We start from the raw sequence: 17,611 nt of genomic DNA on the forward strand, positions 1-17,611 counted from the left end.
CTCCTTGGGTTTTATGCAGGAATGGAAGCGCTCGGACTACAGCGTGCGCGCGATGATTTCTTTCATGATCTCGTCGCTGCCGCCATAGATGCGGCCAATGCGCGCGTCGGTCCAGGCGCGGCCCACCTGGTATTCGGTCATGTAGCCGTAGCCGCCGTGCAGCTGCAAAAACTCGTCCAGCAGGCGGTTTTGCAGTGCCGTGGCGTTGAGCTTGACCATGGCGGCGCGCTCGGGCGACAACTCGCGCTTCATGTGCAGCGCGATGCAGTCATCGACAAACACGCGCAGCATGGTGGCCTGCGCCTTGGCCTCGGCCAGCTTGAAGCGGCTGTTTTGAAAATCGAACACCGGCTGGCCGAAGGCCTTGCGCTCGCGGGTGTAGTCGATCGTCTTTTGCAAAAAGGTCTCGATGCAGCTGGCAGCGCGCACCGCCACCACCAGGCGCTCTTGCGCCAGCTCGTGCATCAGGTACTTGAAGCCCATGTTGGGCTCGCCCAGCAGGTTGTCCACCGGCACCCGGACGTTGTCAAAGAACAGCTCGGAGGTGTCCTGCGCCATCAGGCCGATCTTCTCCAGCTTGCGGCCCTTGCTGAAGCCGGGCGTGCCTTCTTCCACCACGATCAGCGACACGCCCTTGGCGCCCAGCTCGGGCGCGGTCTTGGCGACCACGATGACCAGCTCGGAATTGATGCCGTTGGTGATGAAGGTCTTGCTGCCGTTGATGACGTAATGGCCGCCCTCGCTGCTCTTGACCAGCGTGGCCGTGGTGCGCACTGACTTCAGGTCGCTGCCCGCGCCGGGCTCGGTCATGGCAATGGCGCCAATCAGCTCGCCCGCGGCCATCCGGGGCAGCCAGCGGTCTTTTTGCGCCTTGGTGCCATAGGTGTTGATGTAGGGCGCGACGATGTCCGAGTGCAGCGGAAAGCCCAGGCCCGTGGCGTTGGTGCGGCCCACTTCCTCGATCAGCACCGCTGCATGGCCGAAGTCGCCGCCGCCGCCGTAGGGCTCGGGCAGCATGGTGTTGAGCAGGCCTTCGCGGCCGGCCTTGCGCCACACCTCCTTGGGCACGATGCCCTGGCGCTCCCACTCGGCATGGAAGGGCACGACTTCCTTCTCGAAAAAGCGCCGCACCTGCTCGCGGAAATGTTCATGGTCTTCACGGTAAACGGTGCGCTGGATCAGGTCTTGCATGGTCAGGTTCTCGGGGTAAGAAGATAAGGGTCAAATCGGTCTCTGGCGCAGGTATTGCGTGCGCTTGCAGCTATGGTTTCAGGAGCTTCTCAGGGCAAAGCCCGCCTGGGGCTCGTCGCGAAAACGTTCTTTGAGCTTGCGGCGCAGCAGCTTGCCGGTCTCCAGGCGCGGCAGCGCATCGACAAACACCATGCGCTGGGGCAGCTTCATGCGTGCCAGCACCTCGGCGGCCTGCTCGGCAATGGCGCGGGCCGTCTGCGGCGATTCATCGGCGCCCGGGCGCAGCACCACGGCTGCCAGCGGCACCTCGCCAAAGTCGGGGTGGGGCACGCCCACCACGGCCACTTCCTGCACGCCGGGGTGGCGCGCCAGGGCGTTTTCAATTTCTTGCGGGTACAGGTTCACGCCGCCGGACAAGATCAAATCCGCGCGCCGGTCGCTCAGGTACAGATAGCCTTCGGCGTCCACATGGCCGATGTCGCCATAGGTGATCCAGCCGCGCTCGTTGATGGCCTGGCGCGTCTTCTCTTCGTCGTTGAGGTAGCTGAACTGCCCGCCGCCCGAGAAATACACCTGCCCGATCTCGCCCGCGGGCAGCTCCTGCCCGTCGTCGCCCACGATGTGCAGCCGCCCCGTGGTGGGCCGTCCGACCGAGCCGGGGCGCTGGCGCCATTCGCTTGAGTTGATCATCGTGGTGCCGCAGCCCTCGGAGCCGGCGTAGTACTCCAGCAGGATGTCGCCCCACCAGTCGAGCATGGCGCGCTTGACGTCCACCGGGCAGGGCGCCGCGGCATGGATGGCCACGCGGTGGCTGGAGAGGTCGTAGCGCCGGCGCACCTCTTCGGGCAGCTTGAGCATGCGCGCGAACATCGTGGGCACCCACTGGCTGTGGGTGACGCGGTAGCGCTCGATGAGCGCCAGCGCGGCCTCGGCGTCAAAGCGCTCCATGATCACGGCCTGCCCGCCCAGCTCCAGCACGCGCAGCGTGTAGCGCAGCGGCGCCGCGTGGTACAGCGGCGCGGGCGACAGATACACCGTGTCCTCGCCCACGCCCATGAGGCGCGCCGTGCCCAGGGCTTCGGGGTCGGTCTGGCCGCGCAGCTCGGCGGGCCACAGGGGTTTGAGCACGCCCTTGGGGCGGCCCGTGGTGCCGGATGAATACAGCAGGTCGCGGCCCATGGGGCGGTCGGCAAAGCTCACCTGCCCTGCGGGCAGGGCCTGCAGCGCGGCGGGCAGCGACGCGGCCTGCGGCGTGGCCTCGTCCACCGTCCAGCAGGGCAGTGGGCGGGCCTCCTGCGATTGCTCCAGCTGCCCCAGCGTCTTGGCAGACGCCACCACCAGCCGCGCCCCGCAGTCCTGCACGATGTAGGCCACCTCGGCCGGCGTCAGGTGCGTGCTGAGCACGGCGGCATACAGCCCGGCCTGCCGCGCCGCCAGCGCCAGCGCCAGAATCTCCACCCGGTTTTCCAGCACCACCGCAAAGCGCTCGCCCGCCTGCAGCCCCTGGGCATGGAGCCACTGCGCCATGCGCAGCGCGCTGTGCGCCACCTGGCCCGCGGTGTGGCGCTCGCCCGTCTCGGCCATCACCAGCACCGTGCGGTCGGGGGCGGCTGCCGCCCGGCCAAAGAAATCCTGCGTACCTGTCACCCGTTGCTCCTTGGTGCATCGCCGGGGACACGATCGGCGGCAAGCGCGCGACGGGTCACCATGGATGGTATTTCTGTCTCATAAAACAAAGGCTCGATGGGATTTTTTCAGGTGAACAGCGCAGTAAGCACCGGGTAAACACGCTCTTCAGCACAAACTAACCCGTGCAAAAGTAGTTTTAATGGATCATTGGTTCCATAAAACCTCTGGAGTAAACATGAAAAATCCCGTCATCGTCGATGCCATCCGCAGCCCCATGGCCCGGGCCAAACCCGACGGCGCACTGGCCCAGGTGCACCCGGTGGATCTGCTGTCGCAGGTGCTGGAGCAGCTGGTGGCCCGCAACAGGATCGACCCCGGACTGGTCGAGGACGTGATCTGCGGCTGCGTCAGCCAGTCGGGCGAACAGGCGGGCACCCCCGGGCGCATGGCCTGGCTGGCCGCCGGGCTGCCCGCGCATGTGCCGTCCACCACCATCGACCGCAAGTGCGGCTCCAGCCAGCAGGCGGTGCACTTTGCGGCCCAGGCCATCATGGCGGGCACGCAGGACATCGTGATCGCCTGCGGCGTCGAGTCCATGAGCCGCGTGCCCATGGGCAGCTCGCGCCAGGGCAAGAACATCACCGGCGAGCGCATGGACGCGCGCTACGCCCCCGGCCTGGTGGGCCAGGGCGTGTCGGCCGACCTGGTGGCCGCCAAGTGGGGGCTGTCGCGCACCGAGCTGGACGCCTACGCCGCGCGCTCGCACCAGCGCGCCCACGCCGCGCAGTCCGGCGGCGGCTTTGCCCGTGAAATCGTCGGCATCGACACGCCCGCCGGCCGCGTGCTGCAGGACGAAACCATCCGCGCCGGCACCACGGAGGAAAAGCTGGCTGGCCTGAAGGCGGTGTTCGAGAGCCAGGAACTGTCGGCGCGCTTTCCGCAGATCCAGTGGAGCACCACGGCCGGCAATGCGTCGCAGATGACCGACGGCGCCAGCGCCATGCTCATCATGAGTGAGCAGCGCGCGCTGCAACTGGGCCTGCGCCCGCGTGCCCGCTTCGTGGCCTTTGACGTGGTGGGCGACGACCCGCTGTACATGCTGACGGCCCCCATCCCCGCCACGCAGCGCGTGCTGGCCAAGGCCAAGATGACGCTGGACGACATCCAGCACTACGAGATCAACGAGGCCTTTGCCAGCGTGCCCATGGCCTGGCAAAAAGAGCTGAAGGCCGACGGCGAACGCCTGAACCCGCGCGGCGGCGCCATCGCCCTGGGCCACCCGCTGGGTGCATCGGGCATCCGCCTGATGACCACCATGCTGCACGCGCTGGAAGACAGCGGCCAGCGCTACGGCCTGCAGTCCATGTGCGAGGCCGGCGGCATGGCCAACGCCACCATCATCGAACGTCTGTAACTATTGATTTGATAGCTGCTAGCGCTTGATAGACGGGTGCTGGAAGCCAAAATGAGGAAAGAAGCATGAAGCTGCAACAAGGAATGACCGCCCTCGTCACCGGCGGAGTCTCGGGCTTGGGCGAGGCCTCTGCCGTCGCGCTGCTGGAGCGCGGCCTTCAAGTCGTCGCCGTGGACCTGAACGACGAACGCGGCGCCGCGATGGAGCAAAAGTACCCCGGCCGCCTGCGCTATGTGAAGGCCGACGTGGCCGATGAGGCGCAGATGCAGCAAGCCATTGCCGCGGCCGAGGCCTTCGGCAACTTCCGCGCGCTGGTGCATTGCGCGGGCATCGGCGGCCCGGTGCGCCTCATCGAAAAAGACGGCAGCCCCGGCTCGCTGGAGAAATACACCAACATCATCCGCGTGAACCAGATCGGCAGCTTCAACACGCTGCGCCTGGCGGCTGTGAGCATGGCCAAGAACGAGCCGATTGATGGCGAGCGCGGCGCCTGCGTGCTCACCGCGTCGGTGGCGGGTTACGAGGGGCAGATCGGGCAGATTCCGTACGCCTCGTCCAAGGCCGGCGTGATCGGCATGACCATCGTGGCCGCGCGCGACCTGGCATCCAAGCTGATCCGCGTGTGCACCATCGCGCCAGGGCTGTTCGACACGCCCATCCTGGCCAAGCTGCCCGAGGCCGTGCGCCAGTCGCTGGGCGCCTCCGTGCCCCACCCCGCGCGCCTGGGCCACCCGAGCGAATACGCGCTGACCGCGCTGCACATCCTGGAGAACCCCATGCTGAATGGCGAAACCATCCGGCTGGATGGGGCCATTCGCATGGCGCCGAGGTGACACCCCCTGAGCGGCTACGCCGCTTCCCCCCTCTCTTCACGCTTCGCGTGGGAGGGGGGACGCAGCCCTCGCTGCGGGGCGGCCCTTGGCTTGCTGCCCTGGTCTGGGTGGCGCCAGTTTCAAAGGTCGCGAGTCCTGCAACGCGGCAAACAACTGAAAGGATTTTTATGAGTTCCACGGTACTGGTCGAAGTGCGCGGCAACGTGCAGATCATGACGCTGAGCAACCCCGAGGCGCGCAACGCCGCCACGCTGGAGATGGCCCAGGCCATGGCGGCGGCGCTGGATGAACTGGACAGCAACCCGGCCCTGCAGGTGGGCATCGTCACCGGCGCGGGCGGCACGTTTTGCGCGGGCATGGACCTGAAGGGCTTTTTGCAGGGCAAGCGCCCCACCATCGAAGGGCGTGGCTTTTGCGGCATCACGCAAAAGCCCCCGCGCAAGCCCCTGATTGCCGCCGTTGAAGGCTATGCGCTGGCGGGAGGCTTTGAAGTGGTGCTGGCCTGCGACCTGATCGTTGCCGCCAAGACGGCCAAGTTTGGCCTGCCCGAGGTCAAGCGCGGCCTGGCCGCCGCCGCTGGCGGGCTGCTGCGCCTGCCCAGGCGCCTGCCTTATCACGTCGCCATGGAAGCCATCCTGACGGGCGACATGTTCGGCGCCGACCGCGCCCATGCCCACGGCCTGGTCAACCGCCTGGTCGAGCAGGGCCAGGCGCTGGACGCCGCGCTGGAGCTGGCCCAGGCCGTGGCCGCCAACGGCCCGCTGGCGCTGATTGCCAGCAAGCGCGTGGCGCAGGAGTCCGCCGACTGGACCCAGGCCGAGATGTTCGAGCGCCAGGCCGCCATCACCACGCCGGTGTTCACGTCGCAGGACGCGCGCGAGGGCGCTGCCGCCTTCGCGGAAAAGCGCGCGCCGGTGTGGAAGGGCGTTTGATGGGAAAAGAGGCGTTGACGCCCATCCATCCAGCGCAACCAGCTATTTAATTCATAGCAAAAGCGGCCGCAGTGCCGCAAGGACCCCAGGAGACAAGACCATGCCCTTCCCTCACCGCCGCCACGCGCTGCGCCTCGCGGGCGCCACCACCTTGCTGGGCCTGGCCGCCCTGACGGCGTCGCAGCCCGCGCGGGCCGACGCAGCCTGGCCCACGCGCCCCATCACCTTCGTCGTGCCCGGCGCGGCCGGCGGCACCACGGACACGCCTGTGCGCTTCATGGCGCAAAAGCTCAGCGAGCGGCTGGGCCAGCCCATCGTCGTGGACAACAAGCCGGGCGCGGGCGGCTCGCTGGGCAGCAGCATCGTGGCGCGCGCTCCAGCGGACGGCTACACCGTGCTGGTGGGCAACACCGGCTCCAATGCCATCAACTACACCGCCTACCAGAAGCTGCCCTACAAGGCCGAGGACTTCATTGCGCTGACCGACATGATCTCGTTCGCCAATGTGCTGGTCGTGCCGGTCAAGTCGCCCATCAAGAGCCTGAAGGAACTCGTCGCCGCCGCCAGGCGCGAGCCGGGCAAGCTGGCGTTTTCGTCGGCGGGCGTGGGCCAGACCACCCACCTGATGGGCGAGCTGCTGCGCCAGAGCGCGGGCGTCGATGTGGTGCATGTGCCCTACAAGGGCTCGGCGCCGGCCACCCTGGCCATCGTGGGCGGCGAGACGCAGTTCATGTTCGACAACCTCACGGGCTCGCTGGGCCACGTCAAGGACGGCAAGCTGCGCGCGCTGGCCGTGACCGGCGCCCAGCGCGAGCCCGAGCTGCCCGACGTGCCCACCATGACCGAGCTGGGCATGAAGGACTTCGACAAGGTGGGCTGGATGGGCTTCTTCGTGCCCGCCAAGACGCCGCCAGCCGTCGTGAAAAAACTCACCGACAACCTCATCGCCGTGCTGCAAGACCCTGCCGTGGTCAAGCGCTACCGCGAGCTGGGCGGCCGCCCCGGCGGCATGGCGCCCGAGCAGTTCTCGCAAATGGTGGAGCGCGACCGCCAGGACTGGGGCGATCTGATCCGCAGCCAGAAGCTGCAGCTGGATTGAGGACACACCCTTGACCGCACTGCACACCGGCGCCACGGTGGCCGAGACCTACCGCGCGGCGTTTGAACAATTCCCGGAGCGCGTGGCCCTGGTGTTGCCGGATGGCAGCCACTGGACCTATGCCGGGCTGCGCCAGCGCGCGCACCGCATGGCACGCGCCCTGCAGGCGCTGGGACTGCGGCACCAGGACGGGCTGGCCATCCTTACCGGCAACCGGCCCGAGGCGCTGGTGGTGCTGATCGCCTGCGCCTGGCTGGGCCTGCGCCAGACGTCGCTGCACCCGCTGGGCGCGCTGGACGACCAGGCCTTTGTGCTGCAAGACGCCGGCATTGCCGCCCTGGTGGTCGATCCGCGCTATGCGGAACGCGGCCTGGCGCTGCAGCACAGGGCGCAGCAGGACGGAACGCCGCTGCGCCGGGTGCTCAGCCTGGGCCCGTCCGATGCAGGAGAGGATCTGATCGCCGCCAGCGAAGCGCACAGCGGCGCGGGTCTGCCCATCGCCTCGCAGCCCGGGGACATCTTCCGCATCACCTACACCGGCGGCACCACCGGGCGGCCCAAGGGGGTCGTGCACCGCCACCGCACCACGCTCACGATGACGCTGCAGCAGCTGGCCTGCTGGGAATGGCCCGAGGAGCTGCGCTTTCTGATTGCCACGCCGATCTCGCACGCCGGTGGCGCGATGGTGCTGCCCACGCTGCTGCGCGGCGGCACGCTGGTGCTGCTGGACGGCTACCAGCCCGAGCGTTTTTTGCAGGCGGTGCAGCAGCACCGCATCACGGCCACTTTCCTGGTGCCCACGCAGATTTACGGGCTGCTCGACCATCCCGGGCTGGACGGCTGGGACCGCTCCAGCCTGCGCTATGTGCTGTACGGTGCGTCGCCCATGGCACCGGCGCGGCTGGCCGAGGCCATTGAGCGCTTTGGCCCCGTCTTTGGTCAGCTGTATGGCCAGGCCGAAGCACCCATGACCATCAGCTACCTGCGCAAGGACGAGCACGACCTGGCGGAGCGCCTGCAGTCCTGCGGGCGGCCGCTGCCGGGCAACCAGGTGCGGCTGCTGGACGCGCAGGGGCAGGAGGTGCCCACGGGCGAAGTGGGCGAGCTGTGCGTGCGCAGCCCGCTGGTGATGGAGGGCTATCTGAACCGCCCCGAAGCCACGCAGGAAGCCTTTGCCGGCGACTGGCTGCACACCGGCGACATGGCGCGCCGCGACGAGAGCGGCTACCTCTACCTGGTCGATCGCGCCAAGGACATGGTCATCACCGGCGGCTTCAATGTCTATTCCAGCGAGGTCGAGGCCTGTCTGGCGCTGCACCCCGCCGTTGCGCAATCGGCCGTCATCGCCATGCCCGATGCGAAATGGGGCGAGGCCGTGGCCGCGCTGGTGGTGCTCAAGCCCGGCGCCAGCGCAACGCCCCAGGCATTGATGGACTTCGTGCATGCGCGCAAGGGTGCGCTGCACACGCCCAAGCAGCTGTGGCTGGAGCCGCAGCTGCCCGTGACCCCGCTGGGCAAGATCGACAAGAAAGCCTTGCGCGCCCGCTTCTGGGACGGGCAGGCGCGGCAGGTGGGCTGAGACGCTGGTCAGCCACTGCACAGGGTCACCCTCATCCAAGAACTACCCCCAATCCGCAACCGGACAAATCCACTGGCGCCCGCCGCAAGAGGCGGCGCAGAAAGAACCTGACCATGTCTGAAAGCCCTTCCTTTGCCGGCTGCCATGTCTTCGTGGCTGGCGGCAGCAGCGGTATCAACCTGGGCATTGCCCAGGCATTCGCGCGCGCTGGTGCCAACGTGACGGTGATGAGCCGCTCGCCCGACAAGGTGCAGCAGGCGGCAGACACGCTGCGCGCGCTGGGCGCGCAGGCGCTGGGCATCAGCGCCGACGTGCGCGACCCGGCGGCGGTGGAGGCCGCGCTGCGCCGGTCGCACGCGCAGTTTGGCGAGATCGACGTGTTGATCTCCGGCGCAGCGGGCAACTTCATCGCGCCCGCGGCCGACCTGTCGCCCAACGGTTTCAAGACCGTGGTGGACATCGACCTGAACGGCACCTTCCACGTGCTGCGGCTGGCCTATCCGCTGCTGAAAAAGCCCGGCGCCAGCGTCATCAACATCTCGGCACCGCAGGGCGTCAACCCCACCATGTACCAGGTGCATGCCTGCGCGGCCAAGGCCGGCATCGACATGATGACGCGCGTGCTGGCCATGGAATGGGGCGAGGCGGGCGTGCGCGTGAACGCCATCGCGCCCGGCCCGATCGGCGACACCGAGGGCATGCGCCGCCTGGCGCCCACGCCCGAGGCGCTGGCCAATGCCGTGGCCAGCGTGCCGCTGCAGCGCATGGGCACGCTGGAAGACATTGCCCACATGGCGCTGTTTTTGTCGTCGCCGCAGGCGGGCTATGTGACGGGCGCCGTCATCCCCGTGGACGGCGGCTCGTCGCTGCGCGGCGGGCGCGACATGCGCTCGTCCTACGTGCCCCGGAGCGCGGCATGAGCCAATCTTTTGAGCGCATCGCCTTCGACGTGCAGGACGGCGTGGCCATGCTGGTGCTGGACAACCCCGCCAAGCGCAACGCCTTCGACCCCGCCATGCGCGTGGAAATGGCCGAAGTGGTGCGCCAGGTGCAGGCCGACCCTGCAATCCGCTCTCTGGTGCTGACGGGCGCGGGCGAGCACTTTTGCTCTGGCGGCGACCTGGGCAACATAGCGGCCAGCGGCCTGGACAACGGCGGCTGGCGCCGGCGCCTGACCAGCCTGCACGACTGGCTCAAAGATTTGATGCTGCTGGACAAGCCGGTGATCGCCGCCGTCGATGGCGCGGCCTATGGCGCGGGCTTCAGCCTGGCGCTGGCGGCAGACTTCATCATTGCCAGCACCCGCGCGCGCTTTGCCATGTCGTTCATCCGCGTGGGCGTGGTGCCGGACTGCGCGGCGTTCTACACCCTGCCGCGCGTGGTGGGCGTGCAGCGCGCGCGCGAGCTGATGCTGTCGGGCCGCGAGGTGACGGCGCAGGAGGCGCTGCAGCTGGGCATTGCCACCGAGCTGGTCGAGCCCGATGCGCTACAGGCCCGCGCCCAGGCCATTGCGCGCAGCTTTGTGGGCGCGTCGCCCGTGGCGCTGAGCCTGATCAAGCGATCGCTCGCGTTGGCCGCGAGCGACCTGCCCTCGCTGCTGGAGCAGGAGGCCAACGCCCAGGCCCTGGCCATGGGCACGCCCGAGCACCGCGAGGCGGTGCGCTGCTTTCTGGAGAAAAGGCCCATGCCCTTCCAGTGGCCCACCGCGTGACACGACGGCAGGTGAAAATCGCCGCTTTTTTGAGGTCGATGTGAACGTGAACGCAGATCCGGACGGCAAACTGGTCAGCGCGCTGGTGCGTGGCGTTTCCATATTGCGCTGCTTTTCCAACAAGACGCAGGAACTCAGCGCCAAGGAGCTGATGGACTTGACCGGGTTACCGAAGCCCACGCTGTTTCGCCTGACGGATACGCTGTGCGAGCTGGGCCTGCTGCGCTATTCGGAGCGCCTGTCCAAATACGTGCCGGGCCTGGGCCTGCTGCAGTTGTCGTCGCCCGTGCTGTCGCGCATGGCGCTGCGCCAGTTTGCGCGCCCGCACATGCAGGCGCTGGCCGACCTGACCGAAGGGCAGGTGCAGATCGTGGTGGGCCACAAGCGCCAGCTGTGCCTGGTGGAGCTGGCCAACGGCATGGGCAACACGGTGTTCCGCCAGGAAATCGGCGTGTCCACCTCGCTGTCGCGCACGGCCACGGGCCGCGCCTACCTGCTGGGCATGGCAGACGATGATCGCAAGGCCTACCTGCAAGACCTGCAGCAGCGTGACCCGCAGCGCGCCGCGTGGCTGCAGCAGCGCCTGGAGAACGCGCGCGAGGACTTCGCCCGCCACGGCTTTTGCCGCAGCCACGGCGACCTGCACCGCGAGATCGAATCGATTGCCGTGCCCATGTCGCAGCCGCTGGACGGCGAGCTGTGGGTGTTTGCCGTATCGGTGCCGGTGTTCAGCCCCATGTACGCCCGGCTGGAGACAGACCTGGGCCCGCGGCTGCGCACGCTGGTGCGCTCGGTGGAGAGCGTGCTCGGTGCCTCGGGCCTGACCTGAAGCCATAACAACCATGAACCAAGGAGACATCATGAAGGTACTGGACAGCGTGCGCGTGCTGGAGATTGGCGGCCTGGGGCCCGGCCCCTTTTGCGCCATGCATCTGGCCGATCTGGGGGCGGACGTGATCAGCGTGGTGCGCGAAACCCAGGGCCGCGAAACCACCGGTGCGCTGCTCAACCGCGGCAAGCGCTCGGTGTTTGCCGACCTCAAGACCGAGCAGGGCCGCCAGCTGGTGCTGGCCCTGGTGGCCGAGGCCGATGCGCTGATCGAGGGCATGCGCCCCGGTGTGATGGAGCGCCTGGGCCTGGGGCCTGAGGAGTGCCTGCGCGTCAACCCGCGCCTGGTTTACGGGCGCATGACCGGCTGGGGCCAGAGCGGGCCGCTGGCGCCGCGCGCCGGGCATGACACCAACTACGCCGCCGTCAGCGGCGCGCTGTGGGGCTGCAGCCCGGCGGACGCGCGGCCGGTGTCGCCCTTTGCCGTGCTGGGTGACATCGGCGGCGGCGCCCTGTACCTGATGACGGGGCTGCTGTCGGGCATCGTGCAGGCGCGCGCCACGGGCCGCGGCACGGTGGTGGATGCGGCCATCGTCGATGGTGCCGCCCACATGCTGAACCTGATGCTGAGCGCGCGCCAAAGCGGCCTGGTGGGCGACGCGCGCGGCCAGAGCATCCACGACAGCGCGCCTTTCTACGACACCTACGTGTGCGCCGACGGCCACCACATCACCGTGGGTGCGCTGGAGCCGCAGTTCTACGCCCTGCTGCTGCAGCTGCTGGGGCTGGATGCCGATCCGGACTTCACCGGCCCGCAGTGGGACAAGGCTGCCTGGCCGGTGCGCCGATCGCGGCTGGCGGCGCTGTTTCTGGCGCAGCCGCGCGCGCACTGGCAGGCGCTGCTGGAGCCCACCGACGCCTGTTTTGGCGCCGTGCTCAGCCCCGTGGAGGCCGCAGCGCACCCGCACATGCAGGCGCGCGGCGTGTATGCCGAGCGCCAGGGCGTGCTGCAGGCCGCACCAGCGCCGCGCTTTGACGGCGTGGCCTACGCGCCCGGCGATGCCTGCGCATCCGGTGCGCACACCCGGGAGGTGATGGAGCGCCTGGGCCAGTCCGGCGCACCGGCTGTCTGGCGCTCACGCTGAGGGCGGGGGCGCTCAGTCCTGGCGCAGCAGCGGTGACTCGGGCAGCCACCGAAAGGCCAGCGAGGCCAGCGCCAGCCAGGCGGCAATGGTCAGCAGCACGGCGCTGTAGGGCTCCAGCCCCGCGCCTGCGGCCCATGCGGCCACGGCCCCGGTCAGCGATTGCATGAAGGCCACGCCCAGAAACATGGCCATGGTGTAGAGCGACAGGGCACGCCCTGTCAGTTCTGCGGGGTAGGACGAGCGCACGTCGGCGTACTGCAAGATGCTGTAGCCCGACAGCAGCCCCATCGCAATCATCAGCACCACGGTGACGTTGGCGTCGTGCACCAGGGCCATCGTGGCAAACAAGGCGGCCATCAGCAGCGATGCCCGCTCCACCCAGGCGCGGCGGCGCCGCGCGCCGGGATCAAGGCGGCCAAACGCGGCCGGCGTGAACAAGGCAATGAGCGACAGCGCCAGCGCCACGTTGCCGCTGTCCACCAGCGAAAAGCCGTGGCGGTCGATGAGCAGCGGCCCCAGCCACAGCCCGCGCAGCGACAAAAAAGCCGCATAGCACGACATGCCCAGAATCACGATGCCCCAGGTGTGCGGCAATGTGAACAGTCGCCCCATGCCCGCCAGTGCCTCGCCCCAGCTGCTGGCAGGGCGGTGGAGGGCCTGGGTGTCGGCGGGCTCGTGCACCACGCGGTAGATCACCAGCCACGACAGCACGCTCAGGCCCGCCAGCAGCCCAAAGCCCGTGCGCCAGCCCCAGTGCTGCACCACCCAGGCCAGCGGCGTGCCGGTAAACAGCAGGCCCAGCCCGCCCACGCCCATGCTCACGCCCGAGAAAAAGGCAAAGCGGTCGGCCGCGAAATGGCGTGCAATGAACAGCGTGCAGGCCACGAAGGCGGGGGAATAGCCCACGCCGATCAACACCTGCCCGGCCATCAGCCAGCCCTGGCTGGGCGCCAGTGCCGACAGGGCCGCGCCGGCAATGCCCACCGGCGCGGCCGCCAGCACGGTGCGGCGCAGGCCGTAGCGGTCCAGCGCAATGCCCATCAGCAGTTGCGCGATGCCAAAAGACAAGCCGAACAAGCCGGCAAAGGCCCCCAGCGACGAGGCCTGCAGCCCAAAGTCGACCTGCAGGCCCTGGGCCACGATGGCGGTGGTAGTGCGGTAAGCCTGGCTGAGCGCAAAGCCCGACAGCAGGGCCAGCAGCATCACCCATAGGGGTCGGGTGCGGGAGGGTGTCACGAACGCGGTGGGGTCGGTGTTGGCAAAGGGCGGCGATTGCGGCACCCGCACCGCCCGTCAGCGAAGCAGGTGCGGTGTGCGGTGGGCGGCATGTTAGTCGGTAACGGCCAGGCGCTGCTGCGCGCGCGCATGGCGCTGCAGGGTGTGCTGCGCCTGCGCCAGTACCGGCGCATCGACCATGCGCCCGTCCAGCACGCACACGCCGCCGCCTGCCTGCTGCAGTGCCTGCTGCACGCGCTGCGCGTGGGCCACGGCGGCTTCATCAGGGTCAAAGGCGGCGTGCAGCACTGGCACCTGCGCCGGGTGGATGCACAGCTTGCCGCCAAAGCCCATGCGCCGCGCGCGCGCGGCGTCGCTTGCCATGCGCTCGGGGTTGCGCGTGTCCACCGTCACGCCGTCGATGGGCGCGGCCAGGTTGGCGCGGCGCGAGGCCAGCACCAGCGCCATGCGCACGGGCAGCAGCTCTTGTTCGTCTTGGGCGCAGGCCATGCCCGCATCCACCTGAAAGTCCAGGTGGCCAAACGCCAGGCGCGCCACCTGCGGCGCGGCAGCCAGGGCGTCGGCGGCGGCCAGACCGGCCACGCTTTCTACCAGCGGCACCAGCGCAGCGCGGCTGCCCGCGGCCTGCGCCACCGTCTGCAGGGTGGCCGCGCTTTCGGCCTTGGGCACCACGGCGCCCGCCAGTCCTAGAGCGGACAGTTGCGCCAGGGCTTGCAGATCGGCCTCAAACCAGGGCGAACCCTCGCTGTTGATGCGCACCAGCAGGCGCGCGCGCTGCGCGTGTGCCAGCGCGGCCACGGCCGCCAGCAAGGCGGCGCGGGCGCGCTCCTTGTCGGCGGGGGCCACGGCGTCTTCCCAGTCGGCAATCACCATGTCGGCGCCGCTGGCCAGGGCCTTGGGCAGCCGCTCGGGCTGGGTGGCGGGAACGAACAGGAAAGAGCAGCCCTGCTGCACTGGATCGGACATGAATGCTTTCTTCTCAATGTGTTGGTTTTCCATTGCGCTGCGTGTCGTCTGCATCGCTTAAAACTGGCGCAACCCACACCAGGGCAGCCGCGCAAGGGCCGCCCCGCCGCGCTGGCTGCGTCCCCCTTCCCGCAGGGGAACGAAGAGGAAGGAGCAGGCCTGCTGCAGTGGATCGGACATGGATGCTTTCTTCTCAATGTGTTGGTTTTCCATTGCGCTGCGTGTCGCCTGCATCGCTTAAAACTGGCGCAACCCACACCAGGGCAGCCGCGCAAGGGCCGCCCCGCCGCGCTGGCTGCGTCCCCCTTCCCGCAGCGCGAAGCGATGCGAGAGAAGGGGGAAGGCGCGTAGCGCCTCAGGGGGTTGTTTCACTTCACTCGGCCGATACGCCTGCCGCCTTGATCACCTTGTCCCAGCGCGCCACCTCGACTTCCAGGTGCTTGCGCAGGCCTTCGGGCGTGGCTTTTTCGGGCGAGACGAGGTCGGAGCTCAGCTCGGCGATGCGCTTTTTCACGTTCTCGTCCTTGATCGCCACGTTCAGCGCCTTGTTGATTTTGGCGATCACATCCCTGGGCGTGCCCTTGGGCGCATACATGCCGTGCCACACCTTCACGTCAAAGCCCTTGAGGCCCTGCTCATCCAGCGTGGGGATGTCCGGCATGGACGACAGGCGCTGCGGCGTGGTCACGCCGAACACCTTGGCGCGCTTGCCGTCCTGGATCACGGGGGCGGTCTGCGTGGTCTGGTCGCACAGCAGGTCCACCTGGCCGCCCATCAGGTCGTTCATGGCCGGGCCGGCGCCCTTGTAGGGCACGGTGGTCAGCTTCACGCCCAGCTGGTGCATGAACAGCATGCCGCACAGCTGCGACACGGCGCCAATGCCGGCGTTGGCCAGCGACACCTTGTCCGGGTTCTTCTTGACGTAGTCCTGCAGTTCCTGGAAGTTGCTGGCCGGAAAGTCCTTGCGTGACAGCAGCGTCATGGGCACATCCAGCACCTGGCCGATGTATTCAAAGTCCTTGAGCGGGTCATAGGGCAGCTTCTTGTACAGCGCCGGGGCGGTGGCCATGCCCATGTGGTGGATCAGGATGGTGTAGCCGTCGTTCTTCGCCTTGGCCACGCGGGCTGGTGCAATGGTGCCGCCCGCGCCCACGGTGTTTTCGACCACCACCGTCTGGCCCAGCGACTGGCCCATGGGCACGGCCAGCAGGCGCGCCACCACGTCGGTGGGGCCCCCGGCGCTGTAGGGCACGACCAGGGTGACGGTTTTCTCGGGCCAGGTGTTGGCCAGGGCGTTGCCGCTCAGGGCCAGTGCCGCGCAGGCGGCGGCGATGGCGCCGAATGCGGCGCGGCGGGAAGTCGGGGTGAAGCGTGCTGTCATGGGGGGTCTGTCTCCTGCTTGGTGTTTGTGATGAACGGGCGCCCGTTCTGCGCCCCGCGTAGCTTACGGGGTCGGGGCGCGCGCAGGTATGGGGGTTATGGGGAGTTGCGCCAGCGTCTCAGAGGCTGGGAGGCAATTACCCATCAGTCTCTCAGGCCAGCAATTGCTGCGTGCGCGGCCAGTCCTGCACCTGCCACAGGCGCTGCACGGCAGCCTGGGCCTGTGCGGCAGGTACCGCGCCGCCATAGGCCGCCAGGCGCAGCGCCTTGGCAGTGAGCTCGTCGCGCGACAGGGTGTTGCCCGGGTCGCCCTTGGGCTCGTCCACGCGGCCGTGCAAGCTGCGGCCGTCGGTCGTTTGCACGGTGACCTTGCCGATCCAGCGCTGTGGGTAGGCGGCGTCCACCTCGGCGTCCAGCGCCATGCGCACCCTGTCGCGCAGGGCCACTGTGTCGGGCGCCAGAAACTGCTCGTCGAATTCGGTCAGACCCGCATGGCCAAAGCGCGCGGCCAGCGCCAGCACCGTGCCCATCGAGAACTTGCTCTGGTGCACCGTGCTGGGCGAGACCACCGGCCCCAGCACGTCGATGGCGCCCTGGTGCACATGGCAGGTCACCTGTGCGATGTCGCTGATCTGCAGGCCGTGCTGCTGCAGCACCTGCAAGAGCGCATCGGCCGCGGGGTGTGTGTGGCGGCACGAGGCATGCCACTTGAACGATGTCTCGGCCGTGGCCCAGCGGGTGCCCAGACCGTCCGTCAGCCTGGCGGGGCTGGAGTCGGTGGACATGCCTGCGGCCATGCCCTGCGGGCCGGTGAAGATGTCCTGCGCGCCGGTAAAGCCATCCCTGGCCAGGTAGGCCGCCGTCAGCCCCGCGGCGGCGGCGTGCGCGGTGTGCAGCTGCTTGCTGTCGGCGGCGGTACGCAAGAACTCCCACAGCCCTGCCGACTGCGTGCCTGCCGAGCCAAAGGCGTGCTGCATCTGCGCGGGCGTCAGCTCCAGCAGACGGCCCACGGCAGCGGCCGCGGCCAGCGTGCCCGCCGTGGCGGTGGTGTGGAAGATTTTGTAGTGGCTGCGGCCCAGAAACTCGCCCACGCGGATGCCCACCTCGTAGCCCGCCACGCAGGCCGCCATCAGCTGCGCGCCGCTGGCGCCGATGCTTTGCGCCACTGCCAGCGCGGGCGGGAAGACCACGGCCGCCGGGTGGAACACTGAGCCGTTGTGCACGTCATCCTGCTCGGCCACATGGCTGGCCGCGGCGTTGGCCAGCGCGGCCATCATGGGGCTGGTGCTGACGCCGTGGCCGATCACCTCGGACGGGCCGCTGGCGGGCCCCTGCGACAAGGCAAAGCGCGTGATGCTGGCTACGGGGCGGGCCTTGCAGCCAGCCAGCACGGAACCGAACCAGTCCACCCACAGGTCTTCGGCGCGGCGCTGCACGGGTGCGGGCACATCGCTCCATTGCAAGGTGGCAGCAAACTGCGCCAGGGGGTGGATATGGGCTTGGGTTTCTTGCTTCATTTGTGGCTCCAACGCAGGCGGGATAAGCGCCAGCAGCTATTACTTTTAATGATTCGGCGGTGACTTTGGCGGCCCCTCACCCCTCCCTCTCCCCGGAGGGGCGGGGGTGAAAGGTCGGCTGTGGTTTTCACTCCCTCTTCCCGTGGGAGAG

15 protein-coding genes are annotated in these 17,611 nt (G+C 68.6%); 9 read left to right on the forward strand and 6 right to left on the reverse strand.

Features of this window, described 5'->3' with window-relative positions:
- Nucleotides 1–36 precede the first annotated feature (36 nt).
- Both AB7E35_RS09980 and AB7E35_RS09985 read right to left on the reverse strand, forming a co-directional pair.
- Nucleotides 37–1,191, reverse strand: a complete 1,155-nt coding sequence (locus AB7E35_RS09980; RefSeq protein ID WP_428163663.1) for an acyl-CoA dehydrogenase family protein — start codon at nt 1,189–1,191, stop codon at nt 37–39.
- Nucleotides 1,192–1,269: 78 nt separating this feature from the next.
- A complete protein-coding gene (locus AB7E35_RS09985; protein WP_428163664.1) occupies nt 1,270–2,838 on the reverse strand; it encodes an AMP-binding protein in 1,569 nt (522 codons plus the stop codon).
- 217 nt (nt 2,839–3,055) lie between these two features.
- Here AB7E35_RS09985 and AB7E35_RS09990 point away from each other — a divergent pair, with 217 nt between their 5' ends.
- From AB7E35_RS09990 to AB7E35_RS10030, 9 genes are all read left to right on the forward strand, one after another.
- On the forward strand, nt 3,056–4,234 hold the full coding sequence (locus AB7E35_RS09990) for a thiolase family protein (RefSeq protein WP_428163665.1): 1,179 nt from the start codon (nt 3,056–3,058) through the stop codon (nt 4,232–4,234).
- A gap of 65 nt (nt 4,235–4,299) precedes the next feature.
- On the forward strand, nt 4,300–5,067 hold the full coding sequence (locus tag AB7E35_RS09995) for an SDR family NAD(P)-dependent oxidoreductase (RefSeq protein WP_428167488.1): 768 nt from the start codon (nt 4,300–4,302) through the stop codon (nt 5,065–5,067).
- Nucleotides 5,068–5,234: 167 nt separating this feature from the next.
- A complete protein-coding gene (locus tag AB7E35_RS10000) occupies nt 5,235–5,999 on the forward strand; it encodes a crotonase/enoyl-CoA hydratase family protein (RefSeq protein WP_428163667.1) in 765 nt (254 codons plus the stop codon).
- Nucleotides 6,000–6,099: 100 nt separating this feature from the next.
- Complete coding sequence (locus tag AB7E35_RS10005; protein WP_428167489.1) at nt 6,100–7,098, forward strand: Bug family tripartite tricarboxylate transporter substrate binding protein; 999 nt, start codon at nt 6,100–6,102, stop codon at nt 7,096–7,098.
- A gap of 10 nt (nt 7,099–7,108) precedes the next feature.
- Entirely contained in the window at nt 7,109–8,677 is a 1,569-nt protein-coding gene (locus tag AB7E35_RS10010) for an AMP-binding protein (RefSeq protein ID WP_428167490.1), read from the forward strand.
- Between the two features lie 113 nt (nt 8,678–8,790).
- On the forward strand, nt 8,791–9,597 hold the full coding sequence (locus tag AB7E35_RS10015; protein WP_428167491.1) for an SDR family oxidoreductase: 807 nt from the start codon (nt 8,791–8,793) through the stop codon (nt 9,595–9,597).
- Nucleotides 9,594–10,388, forward strand: coding sequence for an enoyl-CoA hydratase/isomerase family protein (locus tag AB7E35_RS10020; RefSeq protein WP_428163671.1), 795 nt, complete (start codon nt 9,594–9,596; stop codon nt 10,386–10,388). The genes AB7E35_RS10015 and AB7E35_RS10020 overlap by 4 nt, the downstream gene beginning before the upstream one ends.
- A 40-nt stretch (nt 10,389–10,428) precedes the next feature.
- Nucleotides 10,429–11,217: an IclR family transcriptional regulator gene (locus AB7E35_RS10025; RefSeq protein WP_428163672.1), complete on the forward strand. Its 789-nt coding sequence runs from the start codon at nt 10,429–10,431 to the stop codon at nt 11,215–11,217.
- 31 nt (nt 11,218–11,248) lie between these two features.
- On the forward strand, nt 11,249–12,361 hold the full coding sequence (locus AB7E35_RS10030; protein ID WP_428163676.1) for a CaiB/BaiF CoA transferase family protein: 1,113 nt from the start codon (nt 11,249–11,251) through the stop codon (nt 12,359–12,361).
- A 12-nt stretch (nt 12,362–12,373) separates the two neighbouring features.
- On the opposite strand, the gene AB7E35_RS10035 is transcribed toward AB7E35_RS10030, so the two are convergent.
- The 4 genes from AB7E35_RS10035 to AB7E35_RS10050 form a co-directional block, all read right to left on the reverse strand.
- Nucleotides 12,374–13,564, reverse strand: a complete 1,191-nt coding sequence (locus tag AB7E35_RS10035; RefSeq protein WP_428163677.1) for an MFS transporter — start codon at nt 13,562–13,564, stop codon at nt 12,374–12,376.
- Between the two features lie 126 nt (nt 13,565–13,690).
- Entirely contained in the window at nt 13,691–14,563 is an 873-nt protein-coding gene (locus AB7E35_RS10040; RefSeq protein ID WP_428163673.1) for an HpcH/HpaI aldolase/citrate lyase family protein, read from the reverse strand.
- A 373-nt stretch (nt 14,564–14,936) separates the two neighbouring features.
- On the reverse strand, nt 14,937–15,944 hold the full coding sequence (locus tag AB7E35_RS10045; RefSeq protein WP_428163674.1) for a tripartite tricarboxylate transporter substrate binding protein BugD: 1,008 nt from the start codon (nt 15,942–15,944) through the stop codon (nt 14,937–14,939).
- Between the two features lie 151 nt (nt 15,945–16,095).
- Nucleotides 16,096–17,460 carry an MmgE/PrpD family protein gene (locus AB7E35_RS10050; RefSeq protein ID WP_428163675.1) on the reverse strand — a complete coding sequence of 455 codons (1,365 nt, stop codon included), beginning with the start codon at nt 17,458–17,460 and terminating at the stop codon, nt 16,096–16,098.
- Nucleotides 17,461–17,611 lie beyond the last annotated feature (151 nt).

This window comes from Diaphorobacter sp., from assembly GCF_050251835.1.
Lineage (GTDB): Bacteria > Pseudomonadota > Gammaproteobacteria > Burkholderiales > Burkholderiaceae_C > JBFXIE01.